We start from the raw sequence: 19,780 nt of genomic DNA on the forward strand, positions 1-19,780 counted from the left end.
TGTCAGAGCGCAATGGATGCACGCAAACGTCGAATATTCCGTCCGACAACAAGTTTCGCTGACGGCCATTGGCCTGAATCGTGAGCCCAGGCGCCAGATGTGGTGGCGCGGCCGGACCGACGAGCCTTACCGCGCCGGCGCGTCACCATGGTGCGTACGCCCAACCCAGAACCCGTGATCCGCGCGATGGATTCGGGCTGGAGAGCAGTTGTACGGTGTGGCCCCCGCCGGGCCCGAGGTTGTAGCGCGGGTCGACGCCACCGGAGATAAAGGTGCCGTCACCGCGTGCCAGGTCCACATGGCCGCGGGGATCCCCCGCCAGTGAGAAGACCAGCGCTCCTGCGGGCGCCGCAACGCCCGGGTGGATCTTGCCTTCACCATTCAGTTTCTCGTAGAACGCGTATGCGGTGCCGACCCCGAGCCCCTGTTGGCCGTAGGCGTTCGCCACAAACACCCCGCACGCCTGGTCGTAGTCATCCGAGCCGATCTTGCTATTCGCCCAGGCCAGCGCAGAACTGGCGCTGTCTGACGGCGCCGGGGCGGCCGCTGGGGCCGGGGCGGGCGCCCCGCCGCCGTCACCGCAGTCCGGGGTCACGTCTTTGAGGGTGCCGGTTTCGATGTCGACGTCGGCGACGAAGTGACCGTCAGAGGTCCGGTACCACAAGTTGTCCCAGCCGCCAGGAATGTTGAAGCTGAAGTGGCCCTTCACTTGCTGGCCTCGGCGCGAACAGACCAGGGTGAGGCGATCACCGGGGCTGTACCACCCGTCCTGGTGGGAGCTGAGATTCGGCTCGGTCATCCGCTGGGTCTTGTCCATGACTGTGGCCACCGGGTCCGCGTGGGCCGCCGGGGCCAGCAGGGGGCTGGTCAGTACTGCGGCGAGCATCGCCGGGATCCACCGTGATGGCCGGTTACCACGCTGGCTGGTCGCAAACTCGCGGGACCGGGTGACTAAAGCCGATGAATCCTTCAACTGGTCCTCAATTCTCTATCAGGGCAGGGGTCGTCATGCGCCCGTTCGGTATATCACGGCTGCCTTTCGCCCGGTCAGCGCCGGACGGAATACCCGCAGCAAATCAATGAAAGTTCGCCCGTTCGGATGACAGTGGACGCGGAGGCGCCGTCGATCGCGCCTAGCTAGCTAGGGCTCAGTCCCGGTGGTCGAAGTGTTCTTCTCGATCATCACCCGACAAGCCATCCGCCGGGGATCGTTCGACAGCGTCAAAGAACTCATCGCCGCCATCAGTGCGTGCATCGACGGCTGGAACAGCGGATGCCACCCATTCGTGTGGACCAAGACCGCCGACGAAATCCTGCCCCACGCCCGTAAAACAAATTTCAGACGCGCGACACTAGGGCGGATTGGTCGTCGTGGTCAGGCCCGAGTCATATCCGCCGGCGCGGACATTCGCCGGCGGCGGAGAAGTGAACGGAAACTGCGAACTGACCGCGACCCCGTTCTTGGCCAAGGTGACACCGCCGTCGGAGACACCGCTGTCATGACCGACGGCCAGCGCGGCCGCCGCGGCAACTGCCGCACCGCCAATCACCAGCCCGGCTGTTTTGCTGTTGATGCGCATCGCTCGTCCCTCCATCGCCCCAGAGACGCCTTCAACGCAAACGCTACGAGCCAAGTCTGGCAATGACATTGGAGGAACCGGCCACCTGCCTGTGGCCGACGCGCCGGCAATCAGGGCTCGAGCAGCACCTTGATGGCCGTGCGCTGATCCATCGCGGTGTACGCGTCGGCGACCTGAGCGAGCGGTAGGGCCAGGTCGAAAACCCGGCCGGGCTCGATGGCTCCGGACAACACGTCCGGCAGCAGCTCGTCGAGGTAGGGCCGGACGGTCGCCATGCCGCCCGCGACGTGGATGTTCGTGTTGAACAGTTGGCGCATCGGCAACTCGGGTGCGCCGGCGGGCACGCCGACGAACCCCAGATGGCCACCGGGACGGACCGCGCCGAGCGCCTGGCGCATCGAATCCTTGGTGCCGACGCACTCCAGCACCGAGTCGGCACCGATCCCGCCCAACATTTCCTCGATGGCCGCGATCCCCTCATCGCCACGTTCGGCAACGATGTCCGTCGCCCCGAAGGCGCGGGCCAGATTCTGCCGGTCTTCGTGCCGAGACATCGCGATGATCCGTTCCGCACCAAGGCGTTTCGATGCCAGCACCGCACACAACCCGACGGCGCCGTCGCCCACGACCACCACCGTGGCGCCGGGGTGAACGTTCCCGGCCCGTGCGGCATGATGCCCGGTGGACATGACGTCGGCGAGGGTCAGCAGGTGCGGGTACAGCGCGGCGTCGGGCGCTTCCGGCACCGTGAACAGGGTGCCGTCAGCGAAGGGCACACGGACGTATTGCCCTTGCGCCCCGTCGAGGGGTTCACCGGACCGGGTGGCCCCGCCCCAGACCCCGAAATTCACGCACGAGGTGGTGATCCCGTTGCGGCAGTGCACGCACGTGCCGTCGCTGTCGGTGAACGGCGAGATCACGAAATCCCCGACGCGCACGTTCTTCACCTCGGCGCCAACGGCTTCCACGATCCCGATGAATTCATGCCCGATCGGGTGCGGTGCAGTCGTCGGCGCGACGCCGCGGTACGGCCACAGGTCCGAACCGCACACGCAGGTCCGCACCACCCGGACCACTGCGTCGCCCGGTGACTGAATCTGCGGATCCGGGCGCTCCTCGAGTCGAATGTCGCCCGGCCCGTAGATGATCGTGGTCTGCACGGCTGCCCGCCCTTTCAGGTGTCGTTTCCGACCCCCGAGTCTTGCGGATCTAGCCCGTCGGCGCGAGCACCAGGCCACCGGTGGTGGCCGGAGCAGGTGCGACAGGCGCCGGGACTGCGGCCGGAACCGCAGCAGGCACCGCGGCGGGAACCGCGGCAGCGACAGGAGCCGGTGCCGGCACCGCGACCGGAGCCACCGCGGGCGCGGGCACGGGAGCCGGAGCCGGGGCGGCCGGCGGCGGTACCGGAGCGCCGACACCGAGCACGCGCAGCAGGTCCGGCTTCATGGCCTGCAGCTGCTGGCCCCAGTAGCCCCAGCTGTGGGTGCCGTCCTGCGGGAAGTTGAAGACCGCGTTGCGGCCACCGGCCTGCTGGTACAGCTTCTGGAAGTCCCGGTTGGAGCTGATCGTGAGGTTCTCCAGGAACTGGGCGCTGTACAGGATGCCCATGTCGCCCGGCGTATCGAGGTCGGACGGCATGCCGTTGCCGCAGTACACCCAGATGGCGGTGTTGTTGGCCACCAGCTGCTGGACGTTGACGGTCGGGTCGTTACGCCGCCAGGCCGGATCGCTGGCGATGCCCCACATCTGGGTCGGGTTGTACCCGCCGGCGTCCTTCATGGCGAAGCCGATCAGCGTCGGCCACAGGCCTTGCGAGGGGTTGAGGAAGCCCGACAGCGAGCCCGCGAAGATGAACTGCGACGGGTGCCAGATGGCCAGCGTCAGCGCGGAACCACCCGACATCGACAGACCGACGACGGCGTTGCCGGCCGGCTGCACGCCCCGGTTCGCGGCCAGCCAGGCCGGCAGCTCCTGGGTCAGGAACGTCTCCCACTTGTAGGTGATGACGCCATTGTTGTTGGTCGCGGGCTGGTACCAGTCACTGTAGAAGCTGGACTGTCCGCCGACGGGCATCACCATCGAGATGCCCGACTGGTAGTACCACTCGAACGCGGCGGTGTTGATGTCCCAACCGCTCTGGTCGTCCTGGGCGCGCAGTCCGTCGAGCAGGTACACCGCGTGCGGCCCGCCGCCCTGGAACTCGACCTTGATGTCACGTCCCATCGCGGGCGACGGAATATTGAGCACCTCAACCGCTTTCGCGGCAGCGTGCGCCTGCGGCACTGCCGCGGGCATCGCCATTGCCGGGACCGTCAGGGCAGCGACGGCCGCCACCGCGAGCCGGCGCAGTTTCGCGCCGAAATTCTTGCCAACCAGAGTCGCCAACACGTAGTGAAAACTAACGCCGGGGCGCGCCGGCTCGGCCGACCAACGCGCGGTGTGATCGCCTCGTTACCAAGGCGTTTGACTATCGAGTCCAGAACGGGTCACGCCGTGCCATGATCGGTGCCGTCGCCGACAACGGTCACGTCGCCGGCGGTGCACGGCTCCTGGTGCCAGTCCCCGAACGGGTCCGGGTAGCCGGACCAGGCGTCGCGCGCGGCGAATTCCTCGTCGGTCAGCAAGGCGCCGTTCAGCGCAGCGGTGACGTCGCCTGGGCGGGCACCGCACACCAGGATCGTCATCGCGGTGTGCCGGTCCCCGAAGTCGTTGTCCCACATCAGGTCAGCCAGGGCCCGACGTTCGAGGTCCAGGTAGGCCGCTTCGCTGACCGTCATGGCGGCGACCCACCGGCCGGCGTTGCTCACTCGCAGGCCACCGCCCGCCGACTCCAGCCACATAACGTGATCAGCCCTGTTGGCCAGCCACATCCGGCCACGCGTCCGGATCACGCCGTCCAGGAGGTGGTCGATGGCGTCGTGCAGACGTTCGGGGTGAAACGGCCGGCGCGCGTTGAACTCGACAATCTGAACGGGCCCTTCAGTATTGAGGCTGGGCTGCCCGGCGAGCAGCGGTCCGTGCGGTTCGTCGGCGCGGCCCAGCCGGGCATCGGGCCACAAAGTGCGCAACGCGCCCTCGATCATGTCGGGCTCGGTGACCAGCTGCGCTCGCGGTGCCAGCCGGCGGCAGACCGCCAGTAGCACGGGTTCGGCGTGGGTCACCACGAGGACGTCGGCGAACTCGGCCTGCCCCACCGCCACCTGCGCGACGGTCCGACCGTCGGGCAGTTCGTCGTCGCCCAGCGCGTCGGTGAGCCAGTCGGCGGCTTCGACGCACGTCACCACGCCGGCGATCGCCACGTCCCGGGCGGCCGGGCCGTCGATGTATCCGGGACCGACGTGGACCCGTACATGGTTGATGGCCCAGCAGATCGACTCGGGCTCCATCCACGGTTCCAGGTGGACGACGATTCGGTGGACGTCGTCGCGCCGGTGCAGCAGGCGCAGGTAGACCAGCAGGTCGCCCCGGACGGTGCAGGACACGCAGCCGTGCGCCAGTTCCAGCGCCGTTTCGGTCTCGTTGACGATCCCGTGCGGCGCGGTGACGGTGCGACGACGCACGACGTGCCCGTCGAACTGATGCTCCACGAGTACCGTGCCCGGTCCCTTCAACAGTTCCTCGGTCACGTATCCGGTCGGTCCCTGACCAGCCACGACGATCACCGGCGTCCGCATCGCCACTCCTTATCGACAATCATTTTCAATTCTGTCGCCGCCACGCTACAGTGGCGACCGGCACTTGTCGAAAACGATTTTCATTAACGATAGGGCGGAAGACATGTCAGCGCACTGCCAGGTGACCGGGCGCAAACCCGGCTTCGGCAACACGGTTTCGCACTCCAACCGGCGCACCTCGCGTCGGTGGAACCCGAACATCCAGAGCAAGACCTACTACCTGCCCTCGGAGGGCCGCCGGATCCGGCTCCAGGTCAGCGTCAAGGGCATCAAGGTGATCGACCGGGACGGCATCGAAGCCGTGGTGGCCCGGCTACGTCGGGACGGGGTGCGAATCTAGATGTCCCGCACCGATATCCGCCCCGTGGTGAAGCTGAAGTCCACCGCGGGCACCGGCTACACCTACGTCACCCGCAAGAACCGGCGCAACGATCCCGATCGGCTGGTGCTGCGCAAGTACGACCCGATCATCCGCAAGCACGTCGACTTCCGAGAGGAGCGCTGAGCCGCCATGGCCAAGAAATCGAAGATCGCCAAGAACGAGCAGCGCCGGCTGACCGTCGCGCGCTTTGCCGAGCGCCGGACCGAACTCAAGGCAATCATCAAGTCTCCGTTGAGCACTGCCGACGAACAGGCCACGGCCATGCGGGAACTGGCCCGTCAGCCGCGCGATGCCAGCGTGGTGCGGGTGCGCAACCGGGACGCGGTCGACGGCCGTCCGCGGGGCCACTTGCGCAAGTTCGGGCTGTCCCGCGTCCGGGTGCGGGAACTGGCGCACGAAGGACAACTGCCCGGCATCCGGAAAGCGAGCTGGTAATGGCGCAGCGCAAGACCGTTCGGCGGCCGGTCGAAGCGAAACGGCCCACCGCGAACATGTTCACCAAGCTCGGGATCGAGCGCATCGACTACAAGGACACCGCCATGCTGCGGCAGTTCATCTCCGAACGCGGCAAGATCCGGTCCCGGCGCGTGACCGGCCTGACCGTCCAGCAACAGCGGCAGGTCGCCACCGCGATCAAGAACGCCCGCGAGATGGCGTTGCTCCCCTAACTCGGGATCATCCCGTACATCGTCTGTAGCTGCTGCGTCCGCAGCAGCACCAAGCCGACGAACAGTACGAGCAACACCGAGGTCACCGAGATCAGCGCCAGGAGTCGTTGCCGCGCAGGCACGTAGGCGAAAACGGCTGCCACCAAAGTGCCGGTGACCAACCCACCGACGTGCCCCTGCCAACTGATCGCTTGCGAGCTGACGGCAGGTAGCACGAAAGTGATCACCAGGTTGATGACGATGAGCAGCGCGATGCCGCGGACCTGGAGCTGCAGCCGCCGGAAGAGGACGAACGTCGCGCCGAACAGGCCGAAGATCGCGCCCGACGCACCGGCCGTACCCGAGTTCAGCGGCGACAGCAGATACACCAGGACCGCCCCACCGAGGCCACTGAGCGCGTACAAAACCCCGAAGCGAAGCCGGCCCAGCCATTGCTCCAACTGCGGCCCGACCGCCCACAGCGCCCACATGTTGAAGACGATGTGCGCCAGGCCGTAGTGCAGGAAGGCAGATGTCACCAAGCGGTAGTACTGCCCGTAGACGGCAACCCCGGGCGGCCACAGCACCAGGTCCTGCTGCATCTGCACCGAGGTGTGCTGCAGCACGAACATCACCACGTTGACCGCGATCAGCGTGTAGGTGACCAGCGCACCCTCGGTGATCCGTCCGCCGAAGTGGGTCCGGGCCTCACGCACCGACTGCCTGCCTTCATTGACGCACTCCGGGCACTGCTGGCCCACCGCAGCCGGCGTCATGCAGTCCGGGCAGATGGGACGGCCGCACCGGCTGCAGCTCACGTACGTCGGTCGGCTGGGATGCCGGTAGCAGGTCGGCGTCGGGACGGTCATTGAGTGATCTTCCGGGCTACAGCCGCCACAGGGCTTCCTGGCTGGTGCTGGCGATCAGCACCCCACCAGTGTCGTACAGGGCTCCGGTGACCAGCCCTCGGGAGTCGGTGTTGTTCAGCCGGGTGACCTCGTAGCGGTGCCAGTCGTGCGGGGCGAACGGCCGGTGGAACCACACCGCGTGGTCCAGGCTCGCCGCGAATCCGTCGTGCAGATCCGTTCCGTCGGGCCGCGCGACGGGCACCGGACCGAAGTCGGACATGAAGGTCAGGGCGGCGGCCCGGATCAGGGCATCGTCCTCGATCTGGTCTCTGGTGCGGATCCAGAACGGCGGGACGGCGAACGCACCGGCGTCTTCCGGCCGTACCCGGATATCGAAATGGTCGGCGGCAGTCAGGCTGGGCGCCTTCGGCACGGCGACGTCGAACTCGAGACCCACCACTTCGGGACGCTGCCAGTCGGCGCCGGGCTCGGCGACATGGAACGACGCGATCATCTCCAGGATCGTCTTCCCGTGCTGCTGCGCGGTGACGCGACGGGTGTCGAAGGACCGGCCGTCTCTGGTCCGTTCCACGTGAAACTCCACGTCGACCCCGTATTGGCCGCCGCGGACGAAGTAGAGGTGCAGCGACTGCGGCAGCTTGTCGGGCTCGACGGTACGACCGGCCGCACCGAGCGCCTGCGCGGCGATCAGCCCACCGAACAAGGACCGTCCGGGCCCCTCCGTCGGCTGCGGTGCGATGAAGGTGTCACCGTCGCGCGCGAAGTCCAGAAGTTGGGCGATCCAGGAACTCATAAAGCGGCAGCGTAGCCAGCCCCGTCCGAGCTGCGGCGACGCCTAGGCTTACGTTCATGGTTCAACGCCGGGGATTCAATGACACCGTCACCCGATTCTGGGGCTTCGCCGCCCCCGCCTATGACACCCAGGTGCTCCAGCGCATCGTCTACCAGCCCGCGCAGGACGAGGTGCTGGCTCAGCTCCGCGCGCACGGCGCCCTGACCGTCGCCGATATTGGCTGCGGGACCGGCATTTTCGCCGACCGGATCGAACGTGAGCTCCATGCCGTGGTCACCGGCGTGGACATGTCCGAGGGTATGTTGGCCCAGGCCAAGGCCCGGTCCTCGAAGGTCAACTGGGTCACCGCGCCCGCCGAGGAGCTGCCGTTCAACGACGGTGCGCTGGACGCGGTGGTCACGACGTCGGCGTTCCACTGGTTCGACCAACCGGCGGCCTTGCGGGAGTTCCACCGCGTGCTCAAGCCCGGCGGGATCGCGGCCGTCACCACCATCAGCCCACGGCAGGTGCTGCCATTTCACGTGCTGTCGTCACACATTCTGAACCCCGCTCACAACCCGTCGCCCGCGGAGATGAAAAAGCTGTTCGAGGGCGCCGGCTTCACCGTGTCTGAGCAGCACCGGGTGAAGCGGCCGGCGTGGACGCTCATCGTGTCCGACCTACTGACCGTCGGAACGAAGTAGCCGATATGCCCGATCTACACCCTGACATCGCGGTCTTGGCCCCGCTGGTGGGCACCTGGGCCGGCACCGGCTCCGGCGAGTACCCGACCATCGCCTCGTTCGACTACCTCGAAGAGGTCACCTTCGGCCACGTCGGCAAGCCATTCCTGGCCTACAGCCAGAAGACCCGCGCTGCTGAGGACGGCCGTCCCCTGCACGCCGAGACCGGCTACCTCCGGGTCCCCGCGCCCGGCCGCATCGAGTGGGTGCTGGCGCATCCCACCGGCATCACCGAGATCCTGCAGGGCACGCTCAGCACCGACGGCGAATTCGTGCTGGACCTGTCCACCACCGACATCGGACGCACCGACTCCGCGAAAGAGGTTGACGCCCTGCGCCGTTGGTACCGACTCGACGGAGATACGTTGAGCTACAACGTCCGGATGGCCGCCGTGGGCGTCCCGCTGCGCCACCACCTCGCGGCTGTGCTGCATCGGAAGGACGCATGACGGAACCCCAGACCGGCCGCATTCGGCTCCCCGCCGACCTGGACTCGGTGACGGCCACCGGCGCAGAAGACCACACCGACATCGATCCGCAAGCGGTGGAGCGGATTTGGCAGGCGGCGCGACACTGGTACGCCGCCGGCATGCACCCGGCAATCCAGGTTTGTCTGCGGCAGAACGGCCGGGTGGTGCTCAACCGCGCCATCGGTCATGGCTGGGGCAACGGGCCCGACGATCCGGTTGACGCCGAGAAGATCCCGGTCGGCGTCGACACCCCGTTCTGCGTGTATTCGGCCGCGAAGGCGATCAGCACGACCGTGGTGCACATGCTCGTCGAGCGCGGTGAGCTCGACCTGGACGCCCGCGTCTGCGACTACCTGCCGACGTACACCAGCCACGGCAAGGACCGCACCACCGTGCGGCACGTCGTCACCCACAGCGCCGGGGTTCCGCTGGCCACCGGCCCGCGGCCCGACCTCAAGCGGATGAACGACAGTGAATACGCCCGCGAGATGCTCGGGAATCTGCGGCCGATCTACCGGCCGGGCCTGATGCACATGTACCACGGCCTCACTTGGGGACCGCTGATCCGCGAAATCGTCTCGGCCGCAACGGGTCGCAGCATCCGCGACATCTTGGCCACCGAAATCCTCGAACCGCTGGGATTCCGCTGGACCAATTACGGCGTTGCGTCGGAAGACGTTCCGCTGGTCGCGCCGAGCCATGTCACCGGCAAGCCGCTGCCCGCACCGATGGCGGCGGCGTTCAAGAAAGCGGTCGGGGGAACCCCGAACCAGATCATCCCGTTCAGCAACACGCCGGACTTCCTGACCAGTGTGGTGCCATCGTCAAGCACGGTCTCCAACGCCGTCGAACTGTCCCGCTTCGCCGAGATGCTTTGTCGCGGCGGGGAACTCGACGGAGTTCGGGTGCTACGTGCGGAAACTCTGCGCGCGGCGACCGCCCCATGCCGACGGTTGCGCCCCGACATCGCCGTCGGGCTCCAACCGATGCGCTGGGGCACGGGATACATGTTGGGCTCCAAGCGATTCGGCCCGTTCGGCCGGGGCGCTCCCGAGGCCTTCGGCCACACCGGGCTGACCAACATCGCGGTATGGGCCGACCCGGCCCGGAACCTCGCCGCCGCCGTCGTCAGCAGTGGTAAGCCCGGCGGTCATCCCGAGGCGAACCGGTACCCGGCGCTCCTCGACGCGATCGCCCGAGAGATTCGCTAGTCCGCCGATCAGCCTGGAACGCCTCCCGCCCACGGGTTCTATCGCACGAGATTGGCTCTACTGATAAATCCCTGGGCGCTTGGCGACGCCGGATCACTTGGGTAGGGACGATAAGTACGCGAGCTCCGTCGCGGTGGGATCTGCCGGTCGTTATTGAAGTAGGGACTGCTGACGGCCTCAGCAAGTACCCGCCTTCAATTACGGCGGGCACGATTGCGTTCTGATTGAAGCCACGTACTTGGCTGCAGAGCTTCTCGCAAACAGCCGCGCCACTCGTACACCAGACACATACCGCCATGCGGCAGCTCGCCAGACCTGTTCGATCCGAAACCGTCACCTTCGGCTGACAATGTCCGGAATCGCGACAACTCGCGATCGACGGTACCGGTGTGCCCGGCACGTTCTACCGCAGTCGAACGTGCCGGGCCGACGTGGACTACGCCTTCGACGCGGCCTTCGCGAACAGCCGCAGCAGGACCTGGTTGATGGCCGTCAGCGCCAGCTTCACCGGCGGGAAGGACGCCGTCGAGTTCAGCGTGTAGTCGATGCGGGTTCCCGAACCCTCGGCGGTCAGGCGCACCTCACCCGAGTAACCCGGGAACGGCACGCCGGAGCGGGCCTTGTAGCCGAACACATGGGGCGCGTCGAACGTCACGACCTCTTCGACGATCGCCGGAGCCGGTCCCGGCGCCGAGATACGCCGGACGGCGCCCAGGCCATTCGGCGCCGGGGTGCCGGGCTGGTCGATGGTCACGCTGATGCCGGGGCCCCAGTTCGCCATGCCTTCGTGGTCGATCAGGGTCGCCCAGACCACGTCGATCGGGCGGGCAACGGTGGTGGTTGCGGTCGATTGCATGGACCGATCATGCCGCACCGCCACCCGCGACGCCTGGCAGGCTGTCCTCATGCCGGACGAACCATTGCGCGACGACCACACCGAGCTCCTGCGCCGCCGCGCGCTGACCGAGGACGCCGCCCGGCCGGACGCCGTACAGCGGCGGCATGACGCCGGCGGGCGGACGGCCCGGGAGAACATCCAGGACCTGGTCGATGCCGGCAGCTTCGTCGAATACGGGCGCTTCGCGATCGCCGCACAGCGGGCGCGCCGGGAGCTCGACGACCTGATCGCCCGCACCCCGGCCGACGGCCTCGTGGCCGGCACCGCCCACGTCGACGGCCGGCCCTGCGCGGTGCTGTCCTACGACTACACCGTGCTCGCCGGCACGCAGGGCGCGCTCGGGCACCTCAAGAAGGATCGGCTATTCGAACTGATCGAGCGGATGAAGTTGCCGACGGTGTTCTTCGCCGAGGGCGGCGGTGGGCGCCCCGGCGACACCGACCATCCCACGGTGTCCTCACTCGACGTCCGCGCCTTCGCATTGTGGGCCGGCTTGTCCGGCGTGGTGCCGCGGATCGCGGTGGTCAAGGGCCGCTGTTTCGCGGGCAATGCCGTGATCGCGGGCTGTTCGGATTTGATCGTCGCGACCGAGGACACCTCGATCGGCATGGGTGGCCCGGCGATGATTGCCGGCGGCGGTCTCGGTGATATCGCACCCGATGCCGTCGGCCCGCTCTCGGTGCAGGCACCCAACGGTGTGGTGGACGTGGTGGTGGCGGACGAGACCGCGGCAGTGTCAGTGGCCCGGCAACTGCTCGGCTATTTCCGCGGGCCAACCACACCCGGCACCGCGCCAGACCAAAACGCTTTGCGCACAATTGTTCCCGAGCGTGCCCGGCGGGCCTACCACGTCGCGCCGATCATCGAGACGCTCGCCGACGAAGGCTCCGTCACTTATTTGCGGCAGAAGTTCGCGCCCGAATTGGTGACCGCGCTGGCCCGCATCGAGGGCCGGCCGGTCGGGATTCTGGCCAACAACACCATGGTCATGGCCGGCGCCATCACTGCCGCGGCATCCGACAAGGCGGCCCGGTTCCTGCAACTCTGCGACGCTTTCGGGATTCCCGTGGTGTCGCTGGTCGACTGCCCGGGCTTCATGGTGGGCCCCGCGGCCGAGGCCGAAGCACTGGTGCGCCGCGGGTCGCGGCTGTTGGTCGCCGGTGCGGCATTGCGGGTCCCGCTCATCGCCGTGATCCTTCGTCGCGGTTACGGCCTTGGCGCACAGGCGATGTGCGGTGGCAGCCTGCATGAACCGCTGCTGACGGTGGCGTGGCCGGGGGCACATCTCGGACCTATGGGACTCGAGGGCGCGGTACGACTCGGGCTGCGCAAGGAACTCGAAGCCATCGCCGACGACGACGCCCGCGAGCAAGCGGTGCGGGACGCCACCGCGGCCGCGCAAGCCAATGCCGCGGCGCTCAATGCGGCGTCCATGTTCGAGATCGACGACGTCATCGACCCCGCAGAAACCCGGTCCCTGATCGCCGCGACGCTGGCGACGGCCGAGCCCGCAGGGCTGCCCCCGCGCCGCGGCTTTGTCGATACCTGGTGAGTTCCGTTGACCCTGAAGTGAGGGCGCAAAAGCGCGAGTAGCGGGCGCCGTAACGACAGGCTCAACGGCAGTAGGCCCCGGCCGTCAATCCCGCACGCCCCGGTACAGCTGGCGGCGCACGACGAACCGCTGCAGCACCCGGTCGACCGTCCACGCCGGGAACCGGACCGCCTGGCCCCACGGGGTGAACACCTCCAGCCCGTCGGGCTGCGGGCCGAGCACCGAACCCCACCGCACAGACGGCGGCCGGTAGCGGCGCAACTTCCGAGACTTCATCTGCGCCAAGATGTTTCGGGCCACGAGGGCGCCACCGCCATTACGTGCTGATGTCCGCAGCGGATCGGTGGCCGCAACGTCGCCGACCGCGAAGACAGCCGGGTACCCGGGCACCGTCAGTGCCGGCGTGACCCGGACGAAGCCGTCGTCGTCGAGTATCTCAGGCGGCAGCCATCCGGTGTTCGGCTGCACGCACCCGACCGCCCACAGCACCGCATCGACTACAGCGTCCGGTTGACCGGTGCTGAATTCGATTGGCCCCGTCGTTATTTCATCACGGCCGGGAGGCAGGATCGCGCGGTGGCCGAGGTGCTGCCGGACGCCCAACTCCGCCAGGCGCTGCGCGACGCGTACCTGAGTTCCCACGTGATATCCCGGAAGTATCTGGGCACCGGGAAAATACAAGTCGATCACCTTGTCCGGCCAGGTGCGGGCCAAGTTCCCGGCGCTGCTCACCGCAGTGGCGCCGCCACCCACCACGGCGATGCGCTGCGCACCGGCCAGCCGCTCGTGGGTGTCCTTCAAATCCGCAGCGACGTCATCTGCCGTCTGCAGCGTCGGCCGGCGCCAGAATCCATTGGTGGTTCCGGTCGAGATCACCAGCACATCGAATGGCTCGGCGGTCTCGGTTCCGTCGGCCGCCACGACAGTGACGGTCCGAGCATCGAGGTCGGCACTCGTCAAGGCGCCGTGCACGATTCGCACCCCATCCAGGCCGCGGAACCGACGGTAACCGATGAAATAGTCTCGCGCCCAGGCGTCCGGCCGCGAGATGCGCATGCCGAGTTCCTGACCGCTGACCAGGCCGTCCTTGACCGAGATGCCGACGACGTCCGCGTGCGGCGCCAGGCGGACAGCGGCGAGGATGCCGCTGTCCCCCAGCCCGGCGATGACGATGCGCTTACGCAAGTCAGGGCAGGATCGAGTCGACGTAGCCACCGTCGGCGCGCACCGCGGCGCCGGTGGTTGCCGAGGACTGTGGCGAACTGAGGTAGACCACCATGTTCGCGATCTCCTCGGGCTCAATCAGCCTGCGCAGCAACGATTGTGGTCGGTACTTGATCATGAACTCCCGCTGCGCCTCGTCCCACGGCAAGTTCTTGTCGACCAGCTGATAGACGAAGTCCTCGACGCCGCCTGTGTGCGTCGGCCCGGCGATCACCGAGTTCACCGTCACGCCCGTACCGGCCGCATCCTTGGCGAAGCCGCGGGTCACCGCCAGCAGCGCGGTCTTCGACGTGCCGTAGTGGATCATCTCTTCCGGAATGACGATCGCCGAGTCACTGGCGATCTGGATCATGCGGCCCCAGCCACGTTCGGTCATCCCGGGCAGATAGGTACGAATGAGCCGTACAGCCGACAGCACGTTCACCTCGAAGTAGGTGCGCCACTGCTCGTCGGTGATCTCCCGGGCCGGGACCGATCCGAAGATGCCGAGATTGTTCACAAGGATGTCGACATCCGGAAGTTGTTGTGTGAGTTGCGATACGCCTTCGGCGGTGGTGACGTCCGCGGCGACGCCGATGACGTTCGCTATGCCCTTGCCGGCCAGCTCGGCGACGGCCGCCTGCACGCGTTCCTCACTGCGCCCGTTCACGGCCACGCGCGCTCCGCTGGCACCCAGCCCCTCGGCGATGGCCAGTCCGATGCCTTGAGTGGACCCGGTGACCAGTGCGGTTTTGCCGGTCAGATCAATGTGCACAGTCAGCCTCCAATGATTTCACGGGTCGAAGCAACGCTAGCCGCCGGAAAAACATTTCAGTAGCGTCTGCGTCGAGCCGTCCGAATGGGGAGCGTCGTGACCGAACTGCTGGTGCTGCACATCGCCAAGCGCGAAATCCTTGCTGTGCCCCTCGACGGTTCTCGCGTGCGGACGTTGGTGACCGACGTCGACGAGACGCCCGACGGGATCGTCGTCGACCAGGCTGAAGGCCACATCTACTGGACCAACATGGGGACGCCCGACCCGGACTCCGGACGCGGTGCCTTCTCGACGTTCTTCACCCGCAACGGGTCGCTGGAGCGGGTGAATCTGGACGGATCGGACCGACGGACCATCGTCCCGCGGGGTGCGTTCACCACGGGCAAGCAGCTGACCGCAGATTTCGACGCGGGGTTGCTCTACTGGTGCGACCGCGAAGGCATGCAGGTGCTGCGGTGCCGGTTGGACGGTTCCGGTTTGGAGACGCTGGTGGTGGCGGGTACCGACGAGCAGGATCCGCGCAATCACTGCGTAGGCATCGCCGTCGACCCGGTCAACAAGCTGGTCTATTGGACACAGAAGGGCGCGCCCGACGGCGGCCAGGGCCGAATCTTCCGGTGCGGCACCGAAATTCCGTCCCGACAGACGGTCGCTGACCGCGACGACGTCGAGCTGCTCTGGCAGGACCTGCCCGAGCCCATCGACCTCGATCTGGACAATTCCGGGAACCTGGTCTGGACGGACCGCGGCGCCGAGCCGGACGGCAACACGCTCAATCGCGGTCAGGTCCAGCCCGTGGTCGGGGCGCACACGATCCTGTCCCGCGGGTATCAGGAAGCGATCGGCCTGGCCACGCCCGACTACACGACGTACTACGTGAGCGAACTGCGCTCCGGCGGCATCCGCGTGGTCGATCTCGCCGGCGGGACCGACCGCGAGCTGGCGCGTCTGGGCCCGGGCGTCACCGGGATCGCGCTGGCCGAGCTCTAGCTGCCCTGGATGAACGCGGCGATGCCCTGGCAGATGGCATTCGCGTAGGTCTGCCACCCCTGCATGGTGGCCATCGCGGCGGCCTCCTGCGCGTTCTTCATGTTGCCGCACTCGACCAGAATCGACGGGTACTGAGCGAGGTTCAGGCCTGTCAGGTCGGCCCGGCCATAGAGGCCGTTGCTACCGATGTAGGTCGCCGGTGTCAGCCCCGCTGCCACCATCCGGTCGCGCATGATCTGGGCGAACTTCACCGATGGCCCGGCCTGGACCTGATTCAACGGTGGCGCCGAGTAGTTGACGTGAAAACCGTGGCCGCCGGCAGGGCCGCCGTCGGCGTGGACCGAGACGACCGCATTCGGTCGCAGGGAATTCGCCATTTCCGCCCGCTGATCGACACACGGCCCCAAGGCATTGTCGTTGCTGCGGGACAGGTGCACCTGAACCCCGGCATTCGCCAATTGCTGCTGCATCAGCAGCACCACGTTCCAGGTGAACGAGTGTTCGGGGAAACCCGCAGCCGTGGACGTTCCACTGGTCTGGCAATCCTTGGTACCGCCCCGGCCGGTGGGCACCTGCTTGGTGATCGACGCGTCATTGGCCCCGTTGTGACCGGGGTCGAGGAACACGACGGCACCCGAGAGGCCGGCCGCCTTCGCCATCGGCGCGGTGAGCGAGGACACCACAGCAGGCATACCGACCAGAACCGGTGCTGCCGCAGCCATTCTCAGCATGCGCCGGCGCGAGATGCAGCCGACGCCCTTGGCCTCGTCAGTTCTTTCACACGGACTACTGGTCACTGATCGGATGCTACGGACCAACCCTGGGAACACCGCCGAGCACCCAGACACGTTTCCGTCACGAAGCAATAACTTCTTTCGGGTTCGGCGTACGGTCGAGGCGTGGAGACGAATGTCGAGACACCGGGGATGGGCGCACGGATCAAGGCGATAGCGGGTTGGGCCGCCGCGCGCACGCGGAAGACCAGCCCGTCGCCACTGCTGCCGCCCTGGGAGGCCCCGCCTGCGCAGTACGGCGTCGGTGTCCACCACAACGTGGCCGTACCGATGAGCGACGGCATCTCGCTGCGGGTCGATATCCATTACCCGACCGACCTCGCGACCGGCGAGCCCGCCACCGGGCCCTTCCCGGTGCTACTGTCGATGACGCCCTACGGCAAGAAGGCGCCCCCACCGGCCGCCCAGATCGGCGGCGGCGCAACGCCGTATCTGATCCGTCGTGGCTACATCGAGGTAATGGCCGACGTGCGGGGCACAGGCGTGTCGGGCGGTTCCTTCGCGATGCTGGGGTCCGAGCAAGTTCAGGACGGCGTCGACCTGGTGAATTGGGCTGCTTCCCTGCCCAATTCGAATGGCCGCGTCGGCATGTTCGGAATCTCCTACCTGGCCATCAACCAACTCATGACGGCGGCTGCGGTGGGCCCTGGCTCACCGCTGAAGGCGATCTTCCCGGCGATGGCAGCCAACGACTTCTATCGCGACGTCGTCACCATGGGCGGCGTGCCGCATATGCGCACGGTGCGCGCCTATGGAGCCACGTACTCGCTGCTGAACGTGGTCAACCCGGCGCTGGAGTTCGCCCATCGGGGCGACCATGAAAGGCCAAGAGCCGGCGGCATTTCCGCCGTGCGACAACGCGGCCGTGATCAGCGCAGCTACTTCAAGGGCCTGATCAAAGACGCGATGGCCGGCGGTGACACCGCGTTCGACGGCGCGTTCTGGGACACCATGCGCCCGGCCGACGTGCTGCCGAAGATCGTCGAGAACGGCATCGCGGTGTTTCTGGTGGCCGGATGGCATGACGCGTTCCAGCGAGGTGCGCCACTGAACTACGCCGCGCTGCAGAACACCTTCGCCGGCCGTCCCGCCGGCGCTGCCATGACGGCCGACCAGCCCGTCTCCGACAAGTTCCAGCTGATGGCCGGCCCCTGGTACCACGTCTCGGATCTCGACGGGCAGCATCTGCAGGCTCTGCAATTGCGCTGGTTCAACCGTTGGCTCAAAGACGATGAGACCGCTTCCGTTACCGGTCAGCCCGTGCGCTTCCAGGCCATCGGGAGTTCAAAGTGGTTCCGCACCAATGCCTATCCGTTCCCCGAAGCCATGCCGACCCGGCTCTATCTCGGCCTGGGTGGCGGCCTGCATGCCACGCCGTCCGCGGAGGAGTCGACCGCCACGCTGCAATACCTGTCTCGCGGACCGGTTTCCGGGCGCAGCCTGGAGCAGTGGAGCCTCGGCATGGGCAGTTTCATGGCCTCGCAGACGGGCCGCAGTGTCCGGTACGACCAGAACAACACCCGGCTGCAGCGCGACGCGCTGACCTACACCAGCGAGGCGTTCGACACCGCGCAGTTGCTGGCCGGGCCCGTCGGGCTGACCATCTTCGCCACCGCCGACCGCAGTGAAACCCTATGGGTCGCACACCTCGACGACCTCTCCCCGGAGGGCATCAGCCGTCCGCTGACGCAGGGGGCGCTACTCGGTTCGCACCGGGCGCTCGACCCCGAGGCCAGCTGGCTGTTGCCCGACGGCACCGCGCTCCGGCCGCAGCACCTCAGCACCAAATCGGCGGCCGAGCCCGTCGTGCCCGGCGAGCTGACCCGCTACGACATCGAGGTTTTCCCCACGGCGGCACTTCTCGCGCCGGGCCACCGGTTGCGGCTGACGCTGACAACCTACGACTTCCCTCATCTCGTGCCCACGCGCCCGCAGCGGACGGCGCTGGCAGGCGGAATCTACCGGCTTTCCCAAGGGGGCGTGCACGCGTCACATCTGGTGGTGCCGTTGGCCGACCCGGCGACCATGGAGCAGCCCTAGCTCAAGAACCGCCGCGTGTAGGGCGCAAAGCGGGCTTTCAGGTCGTGCGGGTCGAGTCCGAACATCGCGCACGACGTCTCCACCCGGCCCAGCCGGCCGCGCTGGTGGCCGGCCAGATAGTTCGCCATCGCACTGCGCTCAGTCTCCGAAAGCGGTTCCTCCGCAAGGGCGAATACGCTCTCCGCCGCGCCGAGATCGTCGGCCATGAAGTCGTCGAAGCGGATGTCGATGGACCGATCCCGGCCGATGGTCTCGCGATCACGGACCAGTCCGGCAAGCATGTGCTCCAGCCGCTGCACCCAGTAGGCCGCGATGTGCTCGACCGGAACCGGGCTGCGGTGCATGCGCGCCGAGTAGGTGATCATCGCGATCATCGAAAGCACCACCGGAACCGGATCGCGGTGCGTGAAAACACCGACCACGCCGGGCAATTCGGCGTTCAGCACCGGTAGCTGTTCGAGATGCTGTGGCGACTTGAGCAACCAGCGCCGGCCGCCGCGCAGGAATTGCAAGGCTTTGAGCTGGGTCACCATGTGCCGGTAATGCGGCGTCTGATCATGCGACTCGTAGTAGTCACGCCACGCCGGGACGTCCGCCAACGTCTCGAAGTACATCGTGGAGAAGTCGTTGGCCAGCAACTGGATTTCCTCGTGCACATGGTCGGTGGTCATCTCGTGCATCAGAGGGAAATGCGGGATGACGATGTTCATGACGTTGACCGCGACATCCATCCGGGTCCGGCGGGGGTCCGGCTCGACGCCGGCCTCGGATAGCAGGGGGAACGGCTCCACCGCCTCCCAATATGGCAGCGTCCGGAAGGTCCCGGCGGCAGCCAGCAGATTGTGCAGGTGAGTTGTCCCGGTGCGCGGCAACCCGACAATCACGACGGGGGGCAGCAATTCGATGTCGTGAATCCCGGGATGCCGCTTCAACAAATCAGTGAGCAGCAGCCGGTTCTTCAACAGCTGCAGCAGCTGGCCGTAGAAGTTGACGACGCCGGGGCCGTTGAAACCCTCGATCTGCCGGAGCGCGCCCAGCAGCACGTCCAGGCGTTCCCGGTAGTCGTCGGCACCGAAGTCATCGAGACCCGTGTCGGCGCTTGCCCTGGCGTGCAGCGCGTCCGCGTCGAGGGGACAGTCCGCCGCCATCATCGCCATCATGTCGCGGAGCTGCTGCGCCT

The 19,780-nt window shown here is 67.2% G+C and carries 22 protein-coding genes and 1 pseudogene; 11 read left to right on the plus strand and 12 right to left on the minus strand.

The features are described 5' to 3' along the window. Positions 1 to 142 precede the first annotated feature (142 nt). The gene (locus ACX12F_RS28325; RefSeq protein WP_459367542.1) at positions 143 to 886 is read right to left on the minus strand and encodes a hypothetical protein; all 744 of its coding nucleotides are present in this window, start codon (positions 884 to 886) and stop codon (positions 143 to 145) included. 271 nt (positions 887 to 1,157) lie between these two features. Between ACX12F_RS28325 and ACX12F_RS28330 the strand changes: the two are divergent. Then, positions 1,158 to 1,356: pseudogene (locus tag ACX12F_RS28330) on the plus strand (IS630 family transposase); the annotation flags it as partial. Here the strand turns inward: ACX12F_RS28330 and ACX12F_RS28335 are convergent. From ACX12F_RS28335 to mrf, 4 genes are all read right to left on the minus strand, one after another. Then, positions 1,353 to 1,580, minus strand: coding sequence for a hypothetical protein (locus ACX12F_RS28335; RefSeq protein ID WP_459367543.1), 228 nt, complete (start codon positions 1,578 to 1,580; stop codon positions 1,353 to 1,355). The pseudogene ACX12F_RS28330 and the gene ACX12F_RS28335 sit on opposite strands and share 4 nt — an antisense overlap. A 110-nt stretch (positions 1,581 to 1,690) precedes the next feature. Continuing rightward, on the minus strand, positions 1,691 to 2,740 hold the full coding sequence (locus tag ACX12F_RS28340) for a zinc-dependent alcohol dehydrogenase family protein (protein ID WP_459367544.1): 1,050 nt from the start codon (positions 2,738 to 2,740) through the stop codon (positions 1,691 to 1,693). 49 nt (positions 2,741 to 2,789) lie between these two features. Beyond that, positions 2,790 to 3,881, minus strand: coding sequence for an esterase family protein (locus tag ACX12F_RS28345; RefSeq protein ID WP_459370542.1), 1,092 nt, complete (start codon positions 3,879 to 3,881; stop codon positions 2,790 to 2,792). A gap of 185 nt (positions 3,882 to 4,066) precedes the next feature. Next, a complete protein-coding gene (mrf, locus tag ACX12F_RS28350; RefSeq protein ID WP_459367545.1) occupies positions 4,067 to 5,254 on the minus strand; it encodes a ribosome hibernation factor-recruiting GTPase MRF in 1,188 nt (395 codons plus the stop codon). Positions 5,255 to 5,357: 103 nt separating this feature from the next. On the opposite strand from mrf, the gene rpmB reads away from it, so the two are divergent. From rpmB to rpsR, 4 genes are read left to right on the plus strand one after another with little or no spacing between them, the layout of a single operon-like run. Beyond that, the gene (gene rpmB / locus ACX12F_RS28355) at positions 5,358 to 5,594 is read left to right on the plus strand and encodes a 50S ribosomal protein L28 (RefSeq protein ID WP_459367546.1); all 237 of its coding nucleotides are present in this window, start codon (positions 5,358 to 5,360) and stop codon (positions 5,592 to 5,594) included. Beyond that, positions 5,595 to 5,759 carry a 50S ribosomal protein L33 gene (gene rpmG / locus ACX12F_RS28360; protein WP_043402332.1) on the plus strand — a complete coding sequence of 55 codons (165 nt, stop codon included), beginning with the start codon at positions 5,595 to 5,597 and terminating at the stop codon, positions 5,757 to 5,759. A gap of 6 nt (positions 5,760 to 5,765) precedes the next feature. Further along, positions 5,766 to 6,071: a 30S ribosomal protein S14 gene (rpsN, locus tag ACX12F_RS28365; RefSeq protein WP_459367547.1), complete on the plus strand. Its 306-nt coding sequence runs from the start codon at positions 5,766 to 5,768 to the stop codon at positions 6,069 to 6,071. After that, complete coding sequence (gene rpsR, locus ACX12F_RS28370; RefSeq protein ID WP_459367548.1) at positions 6,071 to 6,304, plus strand: 30S ribosomal protein S18; 234 nt, start codon at positions 6,071 to 6,073, stop codon at positions 6,302 to 6,304. The genes rpsN and rpsR overlap by 1 nt, the downstream gene beginning before the upstream one ends. Here the strand turns inward: rpsR and ACX12F_RS28375 are convergent. After that, on the minus strand, positions 6,301 to 7,152 hold the full coding sequence (locus ACX12F_RS28375) for a rhomboid family intramembrane serine protease (protein ID WP_459367549.1): 852 nt from the start codon (positions 7,150 to 7,152) through the stop codon (positions 6,301 to 6,303). The genes rpsR and ACX12F_RS28375 overlap by 4 nt on opposite strands. A gap of 16 nt (positions 7,153 to 7,168) precedes the next feature. Then, positions 7,169 to 7,945 (minus strand): acyl-CoA thioesterase, encoded by a 777-nt coding sequence (locus ACX12F_RS28380; protein WP_459367550.1) that lies wholly within the window; start codon positions 7,943 to 7,945, stop codon positions 7,169 to 7,171. Between the two features lie 56 nt (positions 7,946 to 8,001). On the opposite strand from ACX12F_RS28380, the gene ACX12F_RS28385 reads away from it, so the two are divergent. Genes ACX12F_RS28385 through lipE form a run of 3 tightly spaced genes read left to right on the plus strand, consistent with a single transcriptional unit; the run spans position 8,002 to position 10,348 of the window. Next, positions 8,002 to 8,628 (plus strand): class I SAM-dependent methyltransferase, encoded by a 627-nt coding sequence (locus ACX12F_RS28385; protein WP_459367551.1) that lies wholly within the window; start codon positions 8,002 to 8,004, stop codon positions 8,626 to 8,628. A 5-nt stretch (positions 8,629 to 8,633) separates the two neighbouring features. Further along, positions 8,634 to 9,116 carry a peroxynitrite isomerase gene (locus ACX12F_RS28390; RefSeq protein WP_459367552.1) on the plus strand — a complete coding sequence of 161 codons (483 nt, stop codon included), beginning with the start codon at positions 8,634 to 8,636 and terminating at the stop codon, positions 9,114 to 9,116. Beyond that, complete coding sequence (lipE, locus tag ACX12F_RS28395) at positions 9,113 to 10,348, plus strand: lipase LipE (RefSeq protein ID WP_459367553.1); 1,236 nt, start codon at positions 9,113 to 9,115, stop codon at positions 10,346 to 10,348. Before ACX12F_RS28390 ends, lipE begins: the two co-directional genes overlap by 4 nt. A gap of 436 nt (positions 10,349 to 10,784) precedes the next feature. On the opposite strand, the gene ACX12F_RS28400 is transcribed toward lipE, so the two are convergent. After that, positions 10,785 to 11,204: an SRPBCC family protein gene (locus ACX12F_RS28400; protein ID WP_459367554.1), complete on the minus strand. Its 420-nt coding sequence runs from the start codon at positions 11,202 to 11,204 to the stop codon at positions 10,785 to 10,787. Between the two features lie 49 nt (positions 11,205 to 11,253). On the opposite strand from ACX12F_RS28400, the gene ACX12F_RS28405 reads away from it, so the two are divergent. Then, on the plus strand, positions 11,254 to 12,798 hold the full coding sequence (locus ACX12F_RS28405; protein ID WP_459367555.1) for an acyl-CoA carboxylase subunit beta: 1,545 nt from the start codon (positions 11,254 to 11,256) through the stop codon (positions 12,796 to 12,798). Between the two features lie 84 nt (positions 12,799 to 12,882). On the opposite strand, the gene ACX12F_RS28410 is transcribed toward ACX12F_RS28405, so the two are convergent. After that, entirely contained in the window at positions 12,883 to 13,983 is a 1,101-nt protein-coding gene (locus ACX12F_RS28410) for an FAD-dependent oxidoreductase (protein ID WP_459367556.1), read from the minus strand. Position 13,984: 1 nt separating this feature from the next. Further along, positions 13,985 to 14,776 carry an SDR family NAD(P)-dependent oxidoreductase gene (locus ACX12F_RS28415; RefSeq protein WP_459367557.1) on the minus strand — a complete coding sequence of 264 codons (792 nt, stop codon included), beginning with the start codon at positions 14,774 to 14,776 and terminating at the stop codon, positions 13,985 to 13,987. A 96-nt stretch (positions 14,777 to 14,872) separates the two neighbouring features. Here ACX12F_RS28415 and ACX12F_RS28420 point away from each other — a divergent pair, with 96 nt between their 5' ends. Then, positions 14,873 to 15,766 carry a hypothetical protein gene (locus tag ACX12F_RS28420; protein WP_459367558.1) on the plus strand — a complete coding sequence of 298 codons (894 nt, stop codon included), beginning with the start codon at positions 14,873 to 14,875 and terminating at the stop codon, positions 15,764 to 15,766. On the opposite strand, the gene ACX12F_RS28425 is transcribed toward ACX12F_RS28420, so the two are convergent. Continuing rightward, positions 15,763 to 16,497 (minus strand): Rv3717 family N-acetylmuramoyl-L-alanine amidase, encoded by a 735-nt coding sequence (locus ACX12F_RS28425; protein ID WP_459370543.1) that lies wholly within the window; start codon positions 16,495 to 16,497, stop codon positions 15,763 to 15,765. The two genes, ACX12F_RS28420 and ACX12F_RS28425, sit on opposite strands and share 4 nt — an antisense overlap. A 333-nt stretch (positions 16,498 to 16,830) precedes the next feature. Between ACX12F_RS28425 and ACX12F_RS28430 the strand changes: the two genes are divergently transcribed. Further along, complete coding sequence (locus ACX12F_RS28430) at positions 16,831 to 18,600, plus strand: CocE/NonD family hydrolase (RefSeq protein ID WP_459370544.1); 1,770 nt, start codon at positions 16,831 to 16,833, stop codon at positions 18,598 to 18,600. On the opposite strand, the gene ACX12F_RS28435 is transcribed toward ACX12F_RS28430, so the two are convergent. Further along, complete coding sequence (locus tag ACX12F_RS28435) at positions 18,597 to 19,760, minus strand: sulfotransferase family protein (RefSeq protein WP_459370545.1); 1,164 nt, start codon at positions 19,758 to 19,760, stop codon at positions 18,597 to 18,599. The two genes, ACX12F_RS28430 and ACX12F_RS28435, sit on opposite strands and share 4 nt — an antisense overlap. Positions 19,761 to 19,780 lie beyond the last annotated feature (20 nt).

Source organism: Mycolicibacterium sp. HS_4_1, assembly GCF_054515875.1.

Bases quoted from the DNA above. Each gene is read 5' to 3' on its own strand.
- ACX12F_RS28325 (WP_459367542.1), bottom strand. From the start codon at position 886: ATGCTCGCCGCAGTACTGACCAGCCCCCTGCTGGCCCCGGCGGCCCAC.
- ACX12F_RS28335 (WP_459367543.1), bottom strand. From the start codon at position 1,580: ATGCGCATCAACAGCAAAACAGCCGGGCTGGTGATTGGCGGTGCGGCA.
- ACX12F_RS28345 (WP_459370542.1), bottom strand. From the start codon at position 3,881: ATGGCGATGCCCGCGGCAGTGCCGCAGGCGCACGCTGCCGCGAAAGCG.
- mrf (WP_459367545.1), bottom strand. From the start codon at position 5,254: ATGCGGACGCCGGTGATCGTCGTGGCTGGTCAGGGACCGACCGGATAC.
- rpmB (WP_459367546.1), top strand. From the start codon at position 5,358: ATGTCAGCGCACTGCCAGGTGACCGGGCGCAAACCCGGCTTCGGCAAC.
- rpmG (WP_043402332.1), top strand. From the start codon at position 5,595: ATGTCCCGCACCGATATCCGCCCCGTGGTGAAGCTGAAGTCCACCGCG.
- rpsN (WP_459367547.1), top strand. From the start codon at position 5,766: ATGGCCAAGAAATCGAAGATCGCCAAGAACGAGCAGCGCCGGCTGACC.
- rpsR (WP_459367548.1), top strand. From the start codon at position 6,071: ATGGCGCAGCGCAAGACCGTTCGGCGGCCGGTCGAAGCGAAACGGCCC.
- ACX12F_RS28375 (WP_459367549.1), bottom strand. From the start codon at position 7,152: ATGACCGTCCCGACGCCGACCTGCTACCGGCATCCCAGCCGACCGACG.
- ACX12F_RS28380 (WP_459367550.1), bottom strand. From the start codon at position 7,945: ATGAGTTCCTGGATCGCCCAACTTCTGGACTTCGCGCGCGACGGTGAC.
- ACX12F_RS28385 (WP_459367551.1), top strand. From the start codon at position 8,002: ATGGTTCAACGCCGGGGATTCAATGACACCGTCACCCGATTCTGGGGC.
- ACX12F_RS28390 (WP_459367552.1), top strand. From the start codon at position 8,634: ATGCCCGATCTACACCCTGACATCGCGGTCTTGGCCCCGCTGGTGGGC.
- lipE (WP_459367553.1), top strand. From the start codon at position 9,113: ATGACGGAACCCCAGACCGGCCGCATTCGGCTCCCCGCCGACCTGGAC.
- ACX12F_RS28400 (WP_459367554.1), bottom strand. From the start codon at position 11,204: ATGCAATCGACCGCAACCACCACCGTTGCCCGCCCGATCGACGTGGTC.
- ACX12F_RS28405 (WP_459367555.1), top strand. From the start codon at position 11,254: ATGCCGGACGAACCATTGCGCGACGACCACACCGAGCTCCTGCGCCGC.
- ACX12F_RS28425 (WP_459370543.1), bottom strand. From the start codon at position 16,497: ATGCTGAGAATGGCTGCGGCAGCACCGGTTCTGGTCGGTATGCCTGCT.
- ACX12F_RS28430 (WP_459370544.1), top strand. From the start codon at position 16,831: ATGAGCGACGGCATCTCGCTGCGGGTCGATATCCATTACCCGACCGAC.
- ACX12F_RS28435 (WP_459370545.1), bottom strand. From the start codon at position 19,760: ATGATGGCGATGATGGCGGCGGACTGTCCCCTCGACGCGGACGCGCTG.